Annotated in this window: 15 protein-coding genes and 1 pseudogene; 10 read left to right on the top strand and 6 right to left on the bottom strand. The window is 73.3% G+C overall.

Going from position 1 to position 16,503, the window contains the following annotated elements; genetic code table 11:
• The first annotated feature begins 151 nt into the window (after positions 1 to 151).
• Positions 152 to 1,105 carry a hypothetical protein gene (locus tag FB462_RS12200; protein WP_141862155.1) on the top strand — a complete coding sequence of 318 codons (954 nt, stop codon included), beginning with the start codon at positions 152 to 154 and terminating at the stop codon, positions 1,103 to 1,105.
• Positions 1,106 to 1,203: 98 nt separating this feature from the next.
• On the opposite strand, the gene FB462_RS12195 is transcribed toward FB462_RS12200, so the two are convergent.
• Positions 1,204 to 2,982, bottom strand: a complete 1,779-nt coding sequence (locus tag FB462_RS12195; protein WP_141862153.1) for an acetyl/propionyl/methylcrotonyl-CoA carboxylase subunit alpha — start codon at positions 2,980 to 2,982, stop codon at positions 1,204 to 1,206.
• Positions 2,983 to 3,061: 79 nt separating this feature from the next.
• Positions 3,062 to 3,859 (bottom strand): Maf family protein, encoded by a 798-nt coding sequence (locus FB462_RS12190; RefSeq protein WP_114849623.1) that lies wholly within the window; start codon positions 3,857 to 3,859, stop codon positions 3,062 to 3,064.
• Between the two features lie 14 nt (positions 3,860 to 3,873).
• Between FB462_RS12190 and FB462_RS12185 the strand changes: the two genes are divergently transcribed.
• The 4 genes and pseudogenes from FB462_RS12185 (at position 3,874) to FB462_RS12170 (ending at position 8,292) form a co-directional block, all read left to right on the top strand.
• Positions 3,874 to 5,133 (top strand): class I SAM-dependent RNA methyltransferase, encoded by a 1,260-nt coding sequence (locus tag FB462_RS12185; protein ID WP_114849622.1) that lies wholly within the window; start codon positions 3,874 to 3,876, stop codon positions 5,131 to 5,133.
• Between the two features lie 128 nt (positions 5,134 to 5,261).
• Positions 5,262 to 5,977: pseudogene (locus tag FB462_RS12180) on the top strand (response regulator transcription factor).
• Positions 5,978 to 5,980: 3 nt separating this feature from the next.
• A complete protein-coding gene (locus tag FB462_RS12175) occupies positions 5,981 to 7,225 on the top strand; it encodes a sensor histidine kinase (protein ID WP_114849621.1) in 1,245 nt (414 codons plus the stop codon).
• Positions 7,222 to 8,292 carry a hypothetical protein gene (locus FB462_RS12170; RefSeq protein ID WP_141862150.1) on the top strand — a complete coding sequence of 357 codons (1,071 nt, stop codon included), beginning with the start codon at positions 7,222 to 7,224 and terminating at the stop codon, positions 8,290 to 8,292. Before FB462_RS12175 ends, FB462_RS12170 begins: the two co-directional genes overlap by 4 nt.
• A gap of 455 nt (positions 8,293 to 8,747) precedes the next feature.
• Here FB462_RS12170 and FB462_RS12165 read toward each other — a convergent pair whose 3' ends face one another.
• Both FB462_RS12165 and FB462_RS12160 read right to left on the bottom strand, forming a co-directional pair.
• Positions 8,748 to 9,005 carry an acyl-CoA carboxylase subunit epsilon gene (locus FB462_RS12165; RefSeq protein ID WP_114849620.1) on the bottom strand — a complete coding sequence of 86 codons (258 nt, stop codon included), beginning with the start codon at positions 9,003 to 9,005 and terminating at the stop codon, positions 8,748 to 8,750.
• Entirely contained in the window at positions 9,002 to 10,597 is a 1,596-nt protein-coding gene (locus FB462_RS12160; protein WP_114849619.1) for an acyl-CoA carboxylase subunit beta, read from the bottom strand. Before FB462_RS12160 ends, FB462_RS12165 begins: the two co-directional genes overlap by 4 nt.
• A 74-nt stretch (positions 10,598 to 10,671) precedes the next feature.
• Between FB462_RS12160 and FB462_RS12155 the strand changes: the two genes are divergently transcribed.
• Genes FB462_RS12155 through FB462_RS12145 form a run of 3 tightly spaced genes read left to right on the top strand, consistent with a single transcriptional unit; the run spans position 10,672 to position 13,409 of the window.
• Positions 10,672 to 11,526: a biotin--[acetyl-CoA-carboxylase] ligase gene (locus FB462_RS12155; RefSeq protein WP_114849618.1), complete on the top strand. Its 855-nt coding sequence runs from the start codon at positions 10,672 to 10,674 to the stop codon at positions 11,524 to 11,526.
• Between the two features lie 4 nt (positions 11,527 to 11,530).
• Positions 11,531 to 12,049 (top strand): PH domain-containing protein, encoded by a 519-nt coding sequence (locus tag FB462_RS12150; protein ID WP_058742363.1) that lies wholly within the window; start codon positions 11,531 to 11,533, stop codon positions 12,047 to 12,049.
• Positions 12,050 to 12,101: 52 nt separating this feature from the next.
• Positions 12,102 to 13,409 carry a UDP-glucose dehydrogenase family protein gene (locus FB462_RS12145; RefSeq protein WP_141862146.1) on the top strand — a complete coding sequence of 436 codons (1,308 nt, stop codon included), beginning with the start codon at positions 12,102 to 12,104 and terminating at the stop codon, positions 13,407 to 13,409.
• Positions 13,410 to 13,422: 13 nt separating this feature from the next.
• On the opposite strand, the gene FB462_RS12140 is transcribed toward FB462_RS12145, so the two are convergent.
• The gene (locus FB462_RS12140) at positions 13,423 to 13,917 is read right to left on the bottom strand and encodes a GtrA family protein (protein ID WP_141862145.1); all 495 of its coding nucleotides are present in this window, start codon (positions 13,915 to 13,917) and stop codon (positions 13,423 to 13,425) included.
• 129 nt (positions 13,918 to 14,046) lie between these two features.
• On the opposite strand from FB462_RS12140, the gene FB462_RS12135 reads away from it, so the two are divergent.
• Positions 14,047 to 15,183, top strand: coding sequence for a 5-(carboxyamino)imidazole ribonucleotide synthase (locus FB462_RS12135; RefSeq protein WP_141862144.1), 1,137 nt, complete (start codon positions 14,047 to 14,049; stop codon positions 15,181 to 15,183).
• Positions 15,184 to 15,262: 79 nt separating this feature from the next.
• Positions 15,263 to 15,730, top strand: a complete 468-nt coding sequence (gene purE, locus FB462_RS12130; protein WP_188868828.1) for a 5-(carboxyamino)imidazole ribonucleotide mutase — start codon at positions 15,263 to 15,265, stop codon at positions 15,728 to 15,730.
• A gap of 27 nt (positions 15,731 to 15,757) precedes the next feature.
• On the opposite strand, the gene FB462_RS12125 is transcribed toward purE, so the two are convergent.
• Complete coding sequence (locus tag FB462_RS12125; protein WP_141862140.1) at positions 15,758 to 16,450, bottom strand: hypothetical protein; 693 nt, start codon at positions 16,448 to 16,450, stop codon at positions 15,758 to 15,760.
• Positions 16,451 to 16,503: the final 53 nt, after the last annotated feature.

Genomic DNA, 16,503 nt, shown 5'->3' with positions numbered 1-16,503 from the left:
TGCAGGAGCAATCCGCACCATTGCCCGCGCGCACCGCGGCGGCACGAAGGCTCCCTCGCGACTCCTCCACAGCCCAGGTCTGCGGTTCCGGAGTCCACAAGGGAGTGCTGTGCGTCGCCGCGGACATCGGCGCGGTGCCACCGTCGTCTGCATGGCCAGACTCGAGATCGTCGTCGGTGGGGAAGCGGACCCGAGCGGGCGTCGCGGTCGTGGACACCGCGAGCGAGCTCTGCGCGGGGAGCTCGTCCGCGTCGGCCCGGGTCGGTTCGTCCTCGGCGACGAGTGGCGGCGAGCGACACCAGGTGAGCGCCACATCGCCCGGGTCAAGGCCGTGCACGACCGGCTCGCCCCTCGGCTGATCGTGTCACACGCCTCGGCCGCCGCGCTGCACGGGCTGCCGTGGCCTGGAGAGTTCCCCGACTTGGTCGAGGTGATCGATCCGTTGCGGTCGACGGGACAGACGCTGCGTTCCGTGCACAAGCGGCCCGGAGCCGGGCGACAGTTCCGCCTGGCCGAGATGACGGCCACGGGACGTCGCCTGACGGACCTGGCGACCACCGCGGTCGACCTGGCCATCGCGTACCCGCTCCGGACGAGCGTGCCTGCCCTGGACGCGGTGCTCGCGAGGGGAACGGATCGCGAGCGACTCATCGCGGCACTCGTCGCCGCGGGGCCGGTGCGCCACCGTGCGCGGGCGGAGCGGGCAGTCGCGATCGCAGACGGACGATCCGGGTCTCCGGGCGAGTTGGTGGCTCGGGTCGCGCTCGACGAGGTCGGTGCCCCGCAACCCGAGCTCCAGCACCGGTTCGACGACGACGCGGGGCTGGTCGGCTTCGTCGACTTCTGGTTCCCTGAGCAGGGCGTGGTGCTCGAGTACGACGGACGGGTCAAGTACACCGACCCGGCCCTCCGGCGGCCGGGTCAGACGGCGGCGGACGTCGTCGTGGCCGAGAAACGCCGCGAGGACCGGATCCGTCGCTGCCCGGGTGTCCACGGTTTCGGTCGGATCGGGCACGCGGAGACCCAGGACACCGAACTGCTGCGCGAGCTGCTCCGCTCGTTGGGTGTCCCGACGACGCGCCCCCGGTTCACGACGGTCCGATGACGACCGTGGTGTCGCGTGGTGCACAACGGAAAGCACACCGCACCAGGCCTTTCGGCGGTGCGGTGTGCTTTCGGTTGTGCGAAACGAGCGCCCGCCGGCTACGCCAGCTCGAGCAGCACGTGGCCGGACGAGACCGTCTGGCCGACCGGGGCGTTGAGCCCCTTCACCACGCCGTCGCGCGGCGCCTGGACGGGCTGTTCCATCTTCATGGCCTCGAGGACGACGAGCAGGTCGCCCTTCACCACGGTGTCACCCTCGGCGACCGCGAGCTTGACGACGGTGGCCTGCATCGGCGACGTGACGGAGCCCGAGGACGCCAGGCCGCCGCGGACCCCGGAGGACCGGCGCTTCGGCGGGGCGGACGGACCGGCGGGGCGACGTCCGGCGGCACCCGCGGCGCCACCGCCGACGATCGACGGCATGGTGACCTCGATGCGCTTCCCCTGGACCTCGACGACGACCGTGTCGCGCTCGGCGGGAGCGGGGAGCTCCTCGGTCGCGCCGGTCCAGGCCGGGATGTCGTTCTGGAAGTCGGTCTCGATCCACTGCGTGTAGACGCTGAACGGCGTCGCGTCGTCGGTGGCGAAGGCCGGGTCGGACACGACCGCGCGGTGGAAGGGCAGCACGGTCGGCAGCCCGGTGACCTCGAACTCGGCGAGGGCACGGCGCGAGCGCTCCAGCGCCTCCTCGCGGGTGGCACCCGTGACGATGAGCTTCGCGAGCATCGAGTCGAACGAGCCGGACACGACGTCGCCGGACACGACGCCGGAGTCGACACGGACGCCGGGGCCCGAGGGGGCGGCGAAGGCGTGCACCGGGCCGGGCGCCGGGAAGAAGTTGCGCCCGGGGTCCTCGCCGTTGATGCGGAACTCGAACGAGTGCCCGCGGGGCGCCGGGTCGGCGTAGTCGAGCGTGCCGCCCTCGGCGATGCGGAACTGCTCACGCACGAGGTCGATGCCCGTCACCTCTTCCGAGACGCAGTGTTCGACCTGCAGGCGGGTGTTCACCTCGAGGAAGGACACCGTGCCGTCGGCGCCGATGAGGAACTCGCACGTGCCGGCACCGACGTAGCCGACCTCGCGCAGGATCGCCTTCGACGACTCGTACAGCCGCGTCTCCTGGTCGGGCGTCAGGTAGGGCGCCGGGGCCTCTTCGACGAGCTTCTGGTGGCGACGCTGCAGCGAGCAGTCGCGCGTGGAGACGATCACGACGTTGCCGTGCTCGTCGGCCAGGCACTGGGTCTCGACGTGGCGCGGCTTGTCGAGGTACTTCTCGACGAAGCACTCGCCACGGCCGAACGCCGCGATGGCCTCGCGCGTGGCGGACTCGAACAGTTCCTCCACCGACTCGCGGGAGCGGACGACCTTCAGGCCTCGGCCGCCGCCGCCGAAGGCCGCCTTGATCGCGACGGGCAGCCCGACCTGGTCGACGAAGTCGAACACCTCGGACACGTCCTGCACGGGCTCGATCGTCCCGGGGGCGAGCGGCGCACCGACCTTCTCGGCCACGTGGCGCGCGGAGACCTTGTCACCGAGGCGCTCGATCGACTCGGGCGACGGGCCGATCCAGGTCAGCCCGGCGTCGATCACGGCGCGCGCGAAGTCGGCGTTCTCGGCGAGGAACCCGTAGCCCGGGTGCACGGCGTCGGCGCCGGACCGTCGGGCGACCGAGATGATCTTGTCGATGACGAGGTAGGTGTCGGCGCTCGTGGTGCCGTTCAGCGCGTACGCCTCGTCGGCGAGGCGGGCGTGGAGGGCGTCACGGTCCTGGTCGGCGTAGACCGCGACCGATGCCTTGCCTGCGTCGCGGGCCGCGCGGATGATGCGGACGGCGATCTCGCCGCGGTTCGCGATGAGGACCTTGCTGATACGGGGCATGGTAAGTCAGCGTATTCGTGCGACGGCGGCCCGAATTGACCGGCATCCACAAAGAACCGCGGCGAACAAGTGTGGATGTCTACATCGACCACAGGTCGTGCCACGCGATGCCGAACCCGCGGAGCAACATCGACCGGAGCACCGGCAGCGACAGGCCCACGACGGCCGACGGCGCACCGTCGATCCGGGTGATGTACGCCGCGGCCCGCCCGTCGATCGTGAAGGCCCCCGCCACCTCGAGCGGCTCGCCCGTCGCGACGTACGCGTCGATCTCGTCCACCGACACGTCGTCGGCGAACGTGAGCACCGCGCTGTCGACCGCGACCACGCGGTCACCGGCGGCGACCAGCGTCGACCCGCCGGGCGCGACCGCACCCAGGTGGCCGGCCGGTCCGAGCGGCCCGCCGTCCGACGGGTCCACCTGCCGGACGGGAGGCACGGTGCCGGCCCGCCCCGTGCCTCCCGTCCGGTCCGCGGCCGGGTCCGCAGGCCGGTCGGCGCGACGGTCCACGACGCAGTGGCCGCTCCACAGGGTGCCGCCGCCGGCGGCGAGCATCTGCCGCCAGCGTTCGCGGGCGACGGCCGGCTCGTGCGGCTTGCCGTGCAGGACGCCGTCGACCTCGAAGGCGGAGTCGCCGCCGAACACGAACCCGTCGACGGGGGAGCCGGCGATCCGTGCGTCGGCGACCGCGCCGGCCTTGGCGACGGCGAGCATCGCGACGAGCTCGGGACCGGTGAGGTTCCGGCCCAGCGCAGCCGCAGCGGCGGCGACCGCGGCGTCCTCGTCGACGCCCGGGGCGACGAGGACCGGCTCGATGCCGGTCTGCGCCAGGAGTGCGCGGCGGGCGGGGGACGTACTCGCGAGGTACAGACGCATGGGAACATCGAACCATGGGTGAATCCGTCGGCAGGCTGCTCGAACTCGACGTCACCGGGATCGCCCACGGCGGGATCTCGGTGGCACGGCACGAGGGGCGCGTGGTGTTCGTCTCGGACGCCGTCCCGGGCGAGCGCGTCGTCGCCCGCGTGACCGAGGACCGCAAGAAGTCGTTCTGGCGCGCTGACACGGTGTCGGTCGTCACGCCGAGCGAGCACCGCGTGGAGCACGTCTGGCCCGAGGCCGCGCTGGACCGCGACCCGGCCGTGCGTGCGGGCGGTGCCGAGTTCGGACACATCGCACTCGCCCACCAGCGCACGCTGAAGCACGACGTGCTCGTCGACGCCTTCGCGCGCTTCGCCCGGACGGACCTCGTCGAGGCGCTCGGGCACGACGTCGTGGTCGAGGCGGCCCCCGGCGACGACGCGGCGAACGGTCTCGGCTGGCGCACACGTGTCCGGCTGCACGTCGACGAGGACGGCACCGCCGGCCCGTACGCGTCCCGCTCGCACACGGTCGTGCCGGTGGCCTCGCTGCCGCTCGTCACCGACGTCGTGCAGGGGAGTGCGCCGCTCGGCCGCGGGGCGCTGCCCGGTGCGTCCGTCGTGGACGTCCTCGCCCCGAGCGGTGCCGAGGGCGCTCGGCTCGTGATCGACGCGCAGGCGCCGACCGTGGTGCGCGAGCTCGTCGGGGAGCGTGCGTTCGCGGTCGACGACACCGGCTTCTGGCAGGTCCACCGTCAGGCCCCGGCGGTGCTGACCGCGGCCGTGCAGGACCTGGTCGACCGCGACCGCGTCGACCCGGAGGGGCAGCACCTGGACCTGTACGGCGGCGTCGGCCTGCTCGCCGCCGCGCTCGGCGACGTCGTCGGGCCCAAGGCGCGCATCACGAGCGTCGAGAGCGCGCCCCGCGCGACGGAGCACGCGCAGGAGAACCTCGCCGAGTGGATCGGCGCCCGTGCCGAGACCGGCCGCGTCGACCGGTGGCTCGCGCGGACCGCCGCCGGTGCGTCCCGGCCCGAGCTGGAGCGCTTCCGCGCCGGCACGGTCGTGCTCGACCCGCCGCGCTCGGGCGCCGGGCGCGAGGTCGTCGTGCAGATCGCCGCGCTCCAGCCGGCGCAGGTCGTCTACGTCGCGTGCGACCCGGTCGCGTTGGCGCGGGACGTCGCGACGTTCGCGGACCTGGGGTACCGGCTCGAGGCGTTGCGGGCGTTCGACCTGTTCCCGCACACGCACCACCTGGAGGCCGTGGCGCGCCTGGTGCCGCTCGCCTGAGGTCGGGTGACGCCGGGTTGCGTGACGCGGTGCACAGGAACCCGGTGGCTGGGTGCATCCTGGGTATCCTTGGTCGGTGATCGCTCCCAGTATCAGGGGCTGGGCGCGCATCGGAACGAGAGGCCACCGTGGCAGCAGACACGAACACCAGCACCGGAGCGACCGGACTCGCGACCAGACCGGTCCGCGTCGCGATCGTCGACGACCACGAGTCCGTGCGACTCGGGATCCAGGCGGCGTGCCAGAACGAGGGCTTCGAGGTGGTGCTCACCGCCGCGAGCGTCCGCGAGTACATCGACCACCTCGACGGTCGTGAGGTCGACGTCGTCGTCCTCGACCTGTCGCTCGGCGACGGCTCGACCGTCACGGCGAACGTGAAGGGTGTGCAGGGCACCGGTTCCGCGGTCCTCGTGCACTCCATCGCCGACCGCGTGGCGAGCGTCCGCGAGGCACTGGCGCAGGGGCCGCCGGCGTCATCCCGAAGTCCTCGGCGACGAAGACCGTGATGGCCGCCGTCGCGACCGTGGCACGCGGCGACGTCCTCAACAACCTCGAGTGGGCGAGCGCCATCGACGCCGACCGCGACTTCGCGAAGGCCCAGCTCGGCCGTCGGGAGCGGGAGATCCTGCACCTGTACGCGTCCGGCCTGCCGCTCAAGCTCGCCGCCCAGCAGCTCGGCATCGGGTACTCGACCGCGCGGGAGTACCTCGACCGCATCCGCGTGAAGTACGTCGAGGTCGGCCGACCCGCGCCGACCAAGGTCGACCTGCTCCGTCGTGCGGTCGAGGACGGCATCCTGCCGGGCCTCGACTCGGGCATCGACCCCGACGCGGACGGTCGCTGACCCGTGGCCACCGCGGCCGAGCCCGCGCCGGCGCTCGCCGAACCCGCGCCGTTCGGGATCGACCCGGCGCGCGGCGTCCGGCCGTCGATCACGCAGGCGTCGGTCGAGCGGGCGTTCGCGATCCTCATCGCGGTCGCCGCGATCGGCTTCGGGGCCATCAACGTCCCGAACGTGCTGCAGCAGCTCCCGTCGCTCGACCCGTTCTGGGGTCCGCTCGCGGCGGGGCTGCTCGGCGCGTCCTTCCTGTTCGTCGGGGTGTCGGCGTTCGCGCAGCGGCTGGCGCAGATCGCCCAGATCGTGTGTGCCCTGCTCTTCCTCGTCGTGCTGGTGACCTGGCCGCTCACGGTCGTGCACCCGCTCGAGGGGGCCGAGAAGCCGTGGCCGTGGTGGTTCTGCACCGTCGGCTCGACCGCGGCCGCGATGGGCTTCGCGCCGTGGCGGGCGATCGTCTACACCGCGCTCGTCCCCGCCGTGTACGCCTGGGTCGCCTTCTCGCCCCTCGGCGGGTCGGGTGGCCCGCAGGCGCTGCTCGACGGGGCCTTCACCATGATCCTCAGTGGCGCGGTGCTCGTGATCGCCGTCCTGCTGCGGCGCGCGGCGGCGGCGGTGGACGTCGCCCAGGCCACCGCGGTGCGGCGGTACTCGTCCGCGATCCGGGAGCACGCGACCGAGGTCGAGCGCGTGCAGGTCGACGCGATCGTGCACGACAGCGTGCTCACGACCCTGCTGTCGGCCGCGCGTGCCGAGACGCCCGAGGCCAAGGCCCTGGCGGCACGGATGGCCAGGAACGCGATCGACCACCTCGGCGCCGCGGCCGCGGACCTGCCCGGCGAGGCACCTCCCGTGTCCGTCGTCGAGCTCCGGGACCGGATCGTCGACGCCCTCGGCACCCTCAGCGCGCCGGTGACCGTGCGGGACGCCCCAGTCGGCGGGCTGCGGATGCCCGCCGCGGCCGCGGACGCGATCGCCTCGGCCGCACTGCAGGCCGCGGTGAACAGCGTGCAGCACGCCGGCGGACCGGCCGTCCGGCGCTGGGTCTGCATCGAGCAGCGGGGCGCGTCGGTGCACGTCGAGGTCGGTGACGACGGCGCCGGGTTCGACCTCGCCGCCGTCCCGGCCGCCCGGCTCGGCGTCCGCCGCTCGATCATCGAGCGCGTGCAGGCCGTCGACGGCACGGCACTCGTGCTGAGCAACCCCGGCGCCGGCACCCGCATCCGCCTCGCGTGGAGCTCCGGAGGCCGCTCGTGAGGGTCTCGCTGCCCGCCGGGATCGCGATCGGTCTCGCCGCGCTCTTCTCGCTGTTCCACCTCGTCCTCGCACTGGCGTCGCTGCCACGGGTGAGCGACATCGGCCCGGTGCTCGCGTGCATGGCGCTCTACGCCGCCGCGAGTGCCGTCGCGATCTTCCTGCCCGGGCGGACGCTCCCGGTCTGGGCCGCGTGCTTCTCGCTCGCGACGGCCCTCGTCATGCCCGTGATCGAGGCGCCCGTCATCGACCTCGGGTCCGCGTCGACCTCCACCACGTGGTGGGTCGCGGCGGTCGGCACGCTCATGACGGTCCTGTCCGTCCGTGGGCGTCGCGCCTTCGCGTGGGTCGGCGTCGGGTTCCTGGCCGTGTTCGTCGTCGCGTGGGCGGGTCCCGGACCGGCGCTCAGCAGCCTCGGGGTCGTCGGGAGCCTGTCGTGGGTGGCGATCGCCACCGGCTTCGCGGTCGCCATGGACCGGGCGACCCGGGTGACGCGGGACTTCGTCCGGGCGGAGCAGGAGACCGCCGACTGGCAGGCGGCGCAGGACGCCCACGTGTTCGAGCGGCAGTTCCGGCTCAGCCAGACGACGCGGATGGCCCTGCCGATGCTCGAGCGCGTGATCGAGACCGGCGGTGACCTCACCCCGGACGAACGCGACGAGTGCCTGCACCTCGAGCAGGCGATCCGGGACGAGATCCGCGGCCGATCGCTCCTGTCCGACGACGTCCGCGACGAGGTGATGCGCCTCCGTCGCCGCGGCGCCACGGTGCAGCTGCACGACGACGGCGGTCTGGACGACCTGGAGATCGACGACCTGCGACGCGTGCACGCCCGGATCGCCGAGGCCCTGCGGCAGGCGCGGGAGGCCGACAACGTGATCGTGCGCACCGTCGCCGAGGGGTCGGACGCCGCGGTCTCGGTGGTGGGGCTCCGGCTCGACACCGCCGCGAGCGAGTCCGCCGCGCTCGGCACCGGGCTCGACGACGAGGACGACGAGGACGAGGACGAGGACGACTCGGTCGTGGTCTGGCTCGAGATCCCGCGGCACGAGACCCTCGACCAGCGCTGAAGCCGGAGGCCGGCACCGCCGGTGACGACCGCATCCCGGAGACGGGGAACGGGCCGGTCCGAGGACCGGCCCGTTCGCGACCCGAGTCTGAGCGACAACCCGAATATCGCCCTGGCTCGTAGCTGGTCGGCGACGTCGTACCCTAGTCGGCCACCGACCTGCGATGTTCTTCGTAGAAGGACACCGAACACGCACTAGTGTGCCCGTCGCCGAGCGTCGTGTCAGTCGTCATTATGGGGGACAAATTCGCCCACGACGGGCCCGGGCGGGGCTGCGTGCCCCCCGTCTGCGGGCAGACCGGCCGCGACACCGTCCCGACCTGCCCAGCGCACCGCGGGGTGCGTGTCCGCGTGTCCGGGGACGGACAGGGGTACATCGTCGCCCGGATACCCCCGTCGGCACAAGACCCCCGCCGGTGAACGGCGGGGGTCTGTGGGTGGTCCGGACGGTGATGCTCAGCGCAGGGAGCGCGTCCACGCCCCGTGGCCGTGCGGCAGCGGCTGCCGCAGACCGGCAGCCGAGGCGTCCCAGCCGGCTCGCGGAGAGACCGTGACCTCGGCGCGACCGAGCGCCGCGGCCTCGTCGGCCTGACGCTGCAGCACCGCGACGACCGCGGCGAGTTCCTCGGGCGAGGGGTCGCCGGACACGACACGGACGTCCGCGACGGTCGCCGGGGCGTCCGTCGGGACCGCCGCCGCGTGCTTGCCGCTCACAGCGGGATGTTCCCGTGCTTCTTCGGCGGCAGCGACGCGCGCTTGCCCCGGAGCGCCCGCAGGGCCTTGACGACGGACACGCGCGTGGCGTGCGGCTGGATGATGCCGTCGAGCTCACCGCGCTCCGCCGCCAGGTACGGCGACGCGACGTTGTAGGTGTACTCGTTCGCGAGCTTCGCGCGCACTGCGGCCACGTCCTCGCCGGACTCCTCGGCGCGCTTGATCTCCGCGCGGTAGAGGATGTTCACGGCGCCCTGACCGCCCATCACGGCGATCTCCGCGGTCGGCCATGCCAGGTTGATGTCGGCGCCGAGCTGCTTCGAGCCCATCACGATGTACGCGCCGCCGTACGCCTTGCGGGTGATGACGGTGACGAGCGGCACGGTGGCCTCGGCGTAGGCGTACAGCAGCTTCGCGCCGCGGCGGATCACGCCGGTCCACTCCTGGTCGGTGCCGGGCAGGTACCCGGGCACGTCGACGAGGGTCAGGATCGGGATGCCGAACGCGTCGCAGAACCGTACGAAGCGGGCGGCCTTCTCGCCGGCGTCGATGTTCAGCGTGCCGGCCATGGCCTGCGGCTGGTTCGCGATGATGCCGACCGTGCGACCCTCGACCCGACCGAAGCCGACGAGGATGTTCGGCGCGAAGAGCGGCTGCACCTCGAGGAACTCGCCGTCGTCGACGACGTGCTCGATGATCGTCGTGACGTCGTACGGCTGGTTCGTGGAGTCCGGGATGACGGTGTCGAGCTCGTGGTCCGCGTCGGTGGTCTCGAGCTCGGGCAGGACGTCGTACGCGGGTGCGTCGGAGAGGTTGTTGTCCGGCAGGAACCCGATGAGCGAGCGGGCGTAGTCGAGCGCGTCGGTCTCGTCCTCGGCCAGGTAGTGCGCGACGCCGGACACCGCGTTGTGGGTCTGCGCGCCGCCGAGCTCCTCGAAGCCGACGTCCTCGCCCGTGACGGTCTTGATGACGTCCGGACCGGTGACGAACATGTGGCTCGTCTTGTCGACCATGATCACGAAGTCTGTGAGGGCGGGGGAGTACACCGCACCGCCGGCCGCCGGGCCCATGACGATCGAGATCTGCGGGACGACCCCGGACGCCTGGGTGTTCAGGCGGAAGATCTCGCCGTACTTGCCGAGCGCGACGACGCCCTCCTGGATGCGCGCGCCGCCGGAGTCGAGGATGCCGATGATCGGCACGCCGGTCTTGAGCGCGTGCTGCATCACCTTGATGATCTTCTCGCCGGCGACCTCGCCGAGGGAGCCGCCGAAGACCGTGAAGTCCTGCGCGTACACCGCGACGTTCCGGCCGTGGATCGTGCCGACACCGGTGACGACGGCGTCGCCGTAGGGGCGCTTGGCGTCCATGCCGAACGCGGTGGTGCGGTGGCGGACGAACTCGTCGAACTCGACGAACGAGTTGTCGTCGAGGAGCTGCTCGATGCGCTCGCGGGCGGTGCCCTTGCCCTTCGCGTGCTGCTTCGCGATGGCGGCCTCGCCCGCGGCGGTCACGGCCTCGTGGTAGCGGTCGCGCAGGTCCGCGAGGCGACCGGCCGTCGTCGAGAGGTCGGGGGTGTCTCCTGTGGTCACCCGCTCACCTTACCGGCGGGCCGGACGGCCCCGGTTGGAGGACCCCCACGGTTCCTGCCCGTACATTTGCGTGCATGTCCACACTCGTGACGCCCGCCTTCCCGCGCTCCCGCGCCGTCGTCGATGGCTCGGGTGGCACGTTCGCGGCGCCGGAGCGGACCGGTTCCACCAACGCGGACCTGCTCGCGGTCGCCACTGACCGGCCGCACGGCAGCGTCGTCGCGACGCTCGACCAGACCGCGGGCCGGGGGCGGCTCGACCGCAGCTGGTCCGCGCCGGCCGGGCAGACGCTCGCGGCGAGCCTGCTGGTCCGCGCCGACCTGTCGGACCGCGACCGCGGCTGGTTGCCGCTCGTCGCCGGGGCCGCGATGCGGACCGCCGTGTCCGCGGTGCTGCCGGGCGTGGACGACGCGGGGCGCGCCTCCCGTCCGACCGACCCGGTCCCCAGGTCCGGTGCCCCGACGGTCGCGGTGAAGTGGCCGAACGACGTGCTCGTCGACGACCGCAAGGTCTGCGGCATCCTGTGCCAGGTCGCGTCCGACGGCAGCGTCGTCGTCGGCGCCGGCGTCAACCTGACGATCCCCGCCGACGCGATGCCGACGCCGACCGCGACGTCACTCGCCGTGGCGGGCGCGACCGCCGGGGCGGCCGCGCTGGCCGATGCCGTCCTGTCCGTCTTCCACACGACCGTCCTGGAGGCGGTGGCCGCCCTGGCCGCAGGCGCTGCGGACGCGCAGGCGGTCCGGTGCGGCGTCCGTGCGGCGTGCGGCACGATCGGTCGCCACGTCCGGTTGGAGCTGCCCGACGGCACCGTCGTCGAGGCGGAGGCGACCGGCATCGACGACGACGGCCGGATCACGATCCGGGATCGGGACGGCCGCTCCAGGGGCGTCGCGGTGGGGGACCTCACCCACCTGCGGTATGCATGACGGCATGACCGCCGAGCCGCCGCCCGAACGCGTCGTCGCGCGGCTCCGACCGCACGCACGCCGGCTCGTGCGCCCGGCGGTCTTCGTGCTCCTGGTCGCCGCGGCCGGGGGGTTCGGGTTCGGGGTGTTCCGCGCCCAACTCGCCTGGGTCAACGTCGTGGTGGCCGCCGTCACGGTCCTGCTCGTCGTCCTCGGCGGGCTCGTCCCGCTGTTCCGGTGGATGTCGGAGCGCTACGTCGTCACGACCCGGCGGCTCGTCGTCGTGCACGGACTCGGCACCCGCACGCGGCGGGAGCTCCTGCACTCGCGTGGGTACGACGTCACCGTGCGCCGGCGCGGACTGCAGGGCGTCTGGCGGTCCGGCGACGTCCTGGTGTTCCCCGGTGACGACACGCCCGTCGTGCTCGGGGACGTCCCGCACGCGGACCTGGTCGTCGCCGTGCTGCACGACCTGGTCGAGGCGCACGAGGCACGGCGCCGACACCGCGAGCCCGACTGGGACGACATCGTCGGCGGGTACTGACCGCCCGTTCGTCGAGGGGCACTCGTGTCTCGGCGTCCGGTACCGTCGACCCGTGCGTATCTCCGTCATCGGCTGCGGGTACCTCGGTGCCGTGCACGCCGCCTCCATGGCCAAGCTCGGACACGAGGTCGTCGCGATCGACGTCGACCCCGGCAAGATCGAACGGCTCGCCGCCGGCGACGCCCCGTTCTTCGAACCGGGGCTCCCCGAGATCCTGGGCGAGGCACTGGCCTCCGGCCGCATCGAGTTCACGACCGACACCGCGGCGGTCGCGGGGTCCCAGGTGCACTTCCTCGCCGTCGGGACGCCGCAGGGCCCGACCGGCGCAGCGGACCTGACCTACGTCGACGCCGCGGTCGAGGCCCTGCTGCCGCACTTGACCGCGGGCGACCTGGTCGTCGGGAAGTCGACCGTGCCGGTGGGGACCGCCGTGCGGCTCGCCGCGCAGGTGTCCGCTGCCGTCCCGGGCGCGACGCTCGTGTGGAACCCCGAGTTCCTCCGAGAGGGCTTCGCCGTGCAGGACACCATCTCGCCCGACCGCTTCGTGTACGGCGTCCCGGACGGCCCCGAGGGCGAACGCGCCGTCGCCGTCCTCGACGAGGTCTACGCCCAGGCGCTGGCCGCAGGGACCCCGCGACTCGTGGTCGACATGCCGACGAGCGAGCTCGTGAAGATCAGCGCGAACGCGTTCCTCGCGACGAAGATCTCGTTCATCAACGCGATGGCCGAGATCGCCGAGGTCGCCGGTGCGGACGTCACCGCGCTCGCCGACGCGATCGGCCACGACGACCGGATCGGTCGCAAGTTCCTGAACGCCGGGCTCGGCTTCGGCGGCGGTTGCCTGCCGAAGGACATCCGTGCGTTCCAGGCCCGCGCCGACGAGCTCGGCGTGGGGGAGTCGCTGGCCTTCCTCGCCGACGTCGACGCCGTCAACCTCCGTCGTCGGGCGCACGTCGTCACGCTCGCGGGCGAGCTCCTCGGCGGGTCCGTCGCGGGGCGGCGCGTCGCGGTCCTCGGACTCGCGTTCAAGCCGAACTCGGACGACGTCCGCGACTCGCCGGCGCTCGACATCGCGGCCCGGCTGACCGAACTCGGCGCGACCGTGGCCGGGTACGACCCGGCAGCGAACCACACGGCCGCCCGGGTGCACCCGGAGCTGACCACCGTCGACTCCGCCGCCGAGGCGTTGCAGGGCGCCGAACTCGTGCTCGTCCTGACCGAGTGGGCGGAGTTCCGCGAGCTCGACCCGACGGCCGTCGCCGAGCTCGTGGCCGCCCCGGTCGTGCTCGACGGGCGGAACTGCCTGGACCGCGACGCGTGGACCGCCGCGGGCTTCACCGTGCGGGGCATGGGGCGCTGAGCGCGCCCGACCGTCAGCGGGTGACGGTGCGGTCGTCGACGGTGTCGGCGACCGCACCGTCCGTCGCTTCGCCCTCGCGGGCGACGCGGTCGGGGTGGTACACCCAGACCTTGTAGAGCCAGAACCGGAACGCCGTGCCGAGCACGAGGCCGATCACGTTGCCGGAGATGTTGTCGGCCAGGGCGGACGTGAACCCGAGGGCGTAGTGCGAGATCCCGAGGCAGCCGAGCGAGATCGCCATGCCGCCGAGGGACACGACGACGAACTCGACGCCCTCCTTCGCGGCGACCGAGCGGCGCTGGTGCCGGAACGTCCAGTACCGGTTGCCCATCCAGTTCACGAAGATCGCGACGATCGTCGAGCAGACCTTCGCCCAGAACGGTCCGGAGTGGACCTCCTCCGGCGAGAGCACGGTCGCCCGCAGCGCGTTGAAGACGGTGAGGTCGACCACGAAGCCCACCGCGCCGACGATGCCGAAGCGTGCCAGCTGAGCGATGAGTCGCCGCACGAGGCCTCCCGGATTCCGTAGAGTTGTCTCCGGCCGATCTGGCCGATCGGCGGGGCCGGAGTGCGGCCTCGGAACAGTGTAGACGGGTGGCTCTGTCCCGCCGCCCGGAAGCCGGAAGGAACGTACAGCATGGCGTTGCGCGTCGGAGTGGTCGGTGGCGGCCAGCTCGCTCGGATGATGGTCCCCGCGGCCGTGGAGCTCGGTCTCGACATCCGGGTGCTGGCGGAGGGCCCCGGCATGTCCGCGGCGATCGCGGCCACGGCCGAGGGCGACTACCACGACGCCGCCACGGTCCTCGGCTTCGCGCGGGAGGTCGACGTCGTGACGTTCGACCACGAGCACGTGCCCCAGGACGTCCTGCGCGCCCTCGTCGAGGCGGGCGTGGCGGTGCACCCGGGGCCGTCCGCCCTCGCCGTCGCGCAGGACAAGATCACGATGCGGCGCCGACTGAGCGCGCTCGGACTCCCCGTGCCCGACTGGGCAGCGGTGCGCGACTCCGGTGAACTCGCCGACTTCCTGGCCGACCACGGCGGTCGCGCCGTCGTGAAGACCCCACGCGGCGGGTACGACGGCAAGGGCGTGCGGGTCGTGTCCGACGCCGCCGAGGTCGACGACTGGTTCGCCGCCGTCGCCGAGGCCGCCGGTGACCAGGCACTCCTGGTCGAGGAACTCGTGCCGTTCACCCGGGAGCTCGCGCAGTCCGTCGCGCGGCGACCGTCCGGGCAGGTCGTCGCGTGGCCGCTCGTCGAGACCGTGCAGCGGGAAGGCGTGTGCGCCGAGGTCCTCGCGCCCGCGCCGGCGTCGGCCGGACGGCTCGCCGACCTGGCCGAGTCGATCGCCGTGCGGATCGCCGAGGAGCTCGACGTGACGGGGGTGCTCGCCGTCGAGCTGTTCCAGACGGCCGACGACCGTGTGCTCATCAACGAGCTCGCCATGCGTCCGCACAACACCGGGCACTGGTCGATCGACGGCGCGACGACGAGCCAGTTCGAGCAGCACCTGCGGGCCGTCCTCGACCTGCCCCTCGGTGCGACCGGGATGCACGCTCCGGCGGCCGTGATGGTCAACGTGCTCGGCGGTCCGGAGGACGGCGACCTCGCCGCACGGTACCCGGGGGCGCTCGAGGCCTTCCCCGAGGCGAAGTACCACTTCTACGGCAAGGCCCCCCGGCCGGGTCGGAAGGTCGGACACGTCACGGTGCTCGGCGAGGACGTCGACGACGTCGTCTACCGGGCCCGCGCGGCGGCGTCGCACTTCGACGACTGACCGGCGGAGGACCGCGGGCCCGCACTAGGCTCGGGGCGTGACCGACGCCACCGCCGCCGCCCCGCTCGTCTCGATCATCATGGGGTCCGACTCCGACTGGCCCACCATGCGCCCGGCCGCCGACACGTTGGCCGAGCTCGGCATCCCGACCGAGGTCGACGTCGTGTCGGCCCACCGCACGCCCGACAAGATGACGCGTTTCGCCCGCGAGGCCGCGGGACGTGGCATCCGGGTCGTGATCGCCGGAGCCGGCGGTGCCGCGCACCTGCCGGGCATGGTCGCGTCGATGACGACGCTGCCCGTGATCGGCGTGCCGGTGCAGCTCGCGCGCCTGGACGGCCTGGACTCCCTGCTGTCCATCGTGCAGATGCCCGCGGGCATCCCGGTCGCGACGATGGCGATCAACGGTGCCGCGAACGCGGGACTGCTCGCCGCCCGGATCATCGGCAGCACGGACCCCGACGTCGCCGAACGCCTCGCCGAGCACGCCGTCGGGCTCGAGCAGGCCGTCGAGCGGAAGGCCCAGGCGCTCCGCGACGCGCTCTGACGCCTGGCGCTCCCGTGCCGCGGCGGGTCAGCCTGCGGTCGCGGTGCCCGTGCGACCGTCGACCGTCACGGTCGACACGCCACCGCCGGTGAGCGTCGCGGTCCACACCGGGGCGCCGGCGGACCCCCCGAGGGTCAGTGCCGACAGCTTCCCGCCGCCGCCGGCGCGTTCCGCCGCCGTGGCCGCCGCCGCGGCGTCGGTCGTCGCGGCAGCGGCCCGCGCGCGGTCCGCAGCCCCAGTGGCGCCGTCGACGGCCTTCGGGAACGGCCCGGAGGTGACGCGGCCGAGGGTCGCGGACACGACGGACTGCGTCTCGGTGCCGTCCGACCCGACGACGACGACCGTCCACGAGTCTCCGGAACCGGCGAGGGACACCACGGAACCGCCACCGGCCGCGGCGATGCCCTGCTTGCTGACGGCCGCCCAGTCGACGGACGCGGGCGCTTCGGCTCCGCTGCCGTTGCCGGTCCCGGGGCCGGTGCCGTCGTCGGCCGGCCCTGTCTGGTCGTCGGTCGGGGTCGCACTCGGCGCGGACGGCTGCCCGGCGTCCGGAGCGCTGCTCGGGGTGCGCGTCGGCGTCGGGGTCGGGGTGGCGCTCTGTGAGGCCGAGACATTCGGCGCCGGAGCCGGTCCGTCCGAGCACGCGCTGAGCAGGACGGTCATCCCGACACCGAGCAGGACGGCGGTGGTGAGGACCGGGGCGTGGTGTCGACGAGCCATGCGCCGATGATGGCAGGCGGGACACACCGGATCCGCGGGCGACACGGCGCGGG

Origin of the sequence: Curtobacterium citreum (assembly GCF_006715175.1) — a bacterium.
GTDB lineage: Bacteria > Actinomycetota > Actinomycetes > Actinomycetales > Microbacteriaceae > Curtobacterium > Curtobacterium citreum.
Note: the sequence above shows the minus strand (reverse complement) of the source record. Positions and strands in the feature narration are given on the sequence as shown.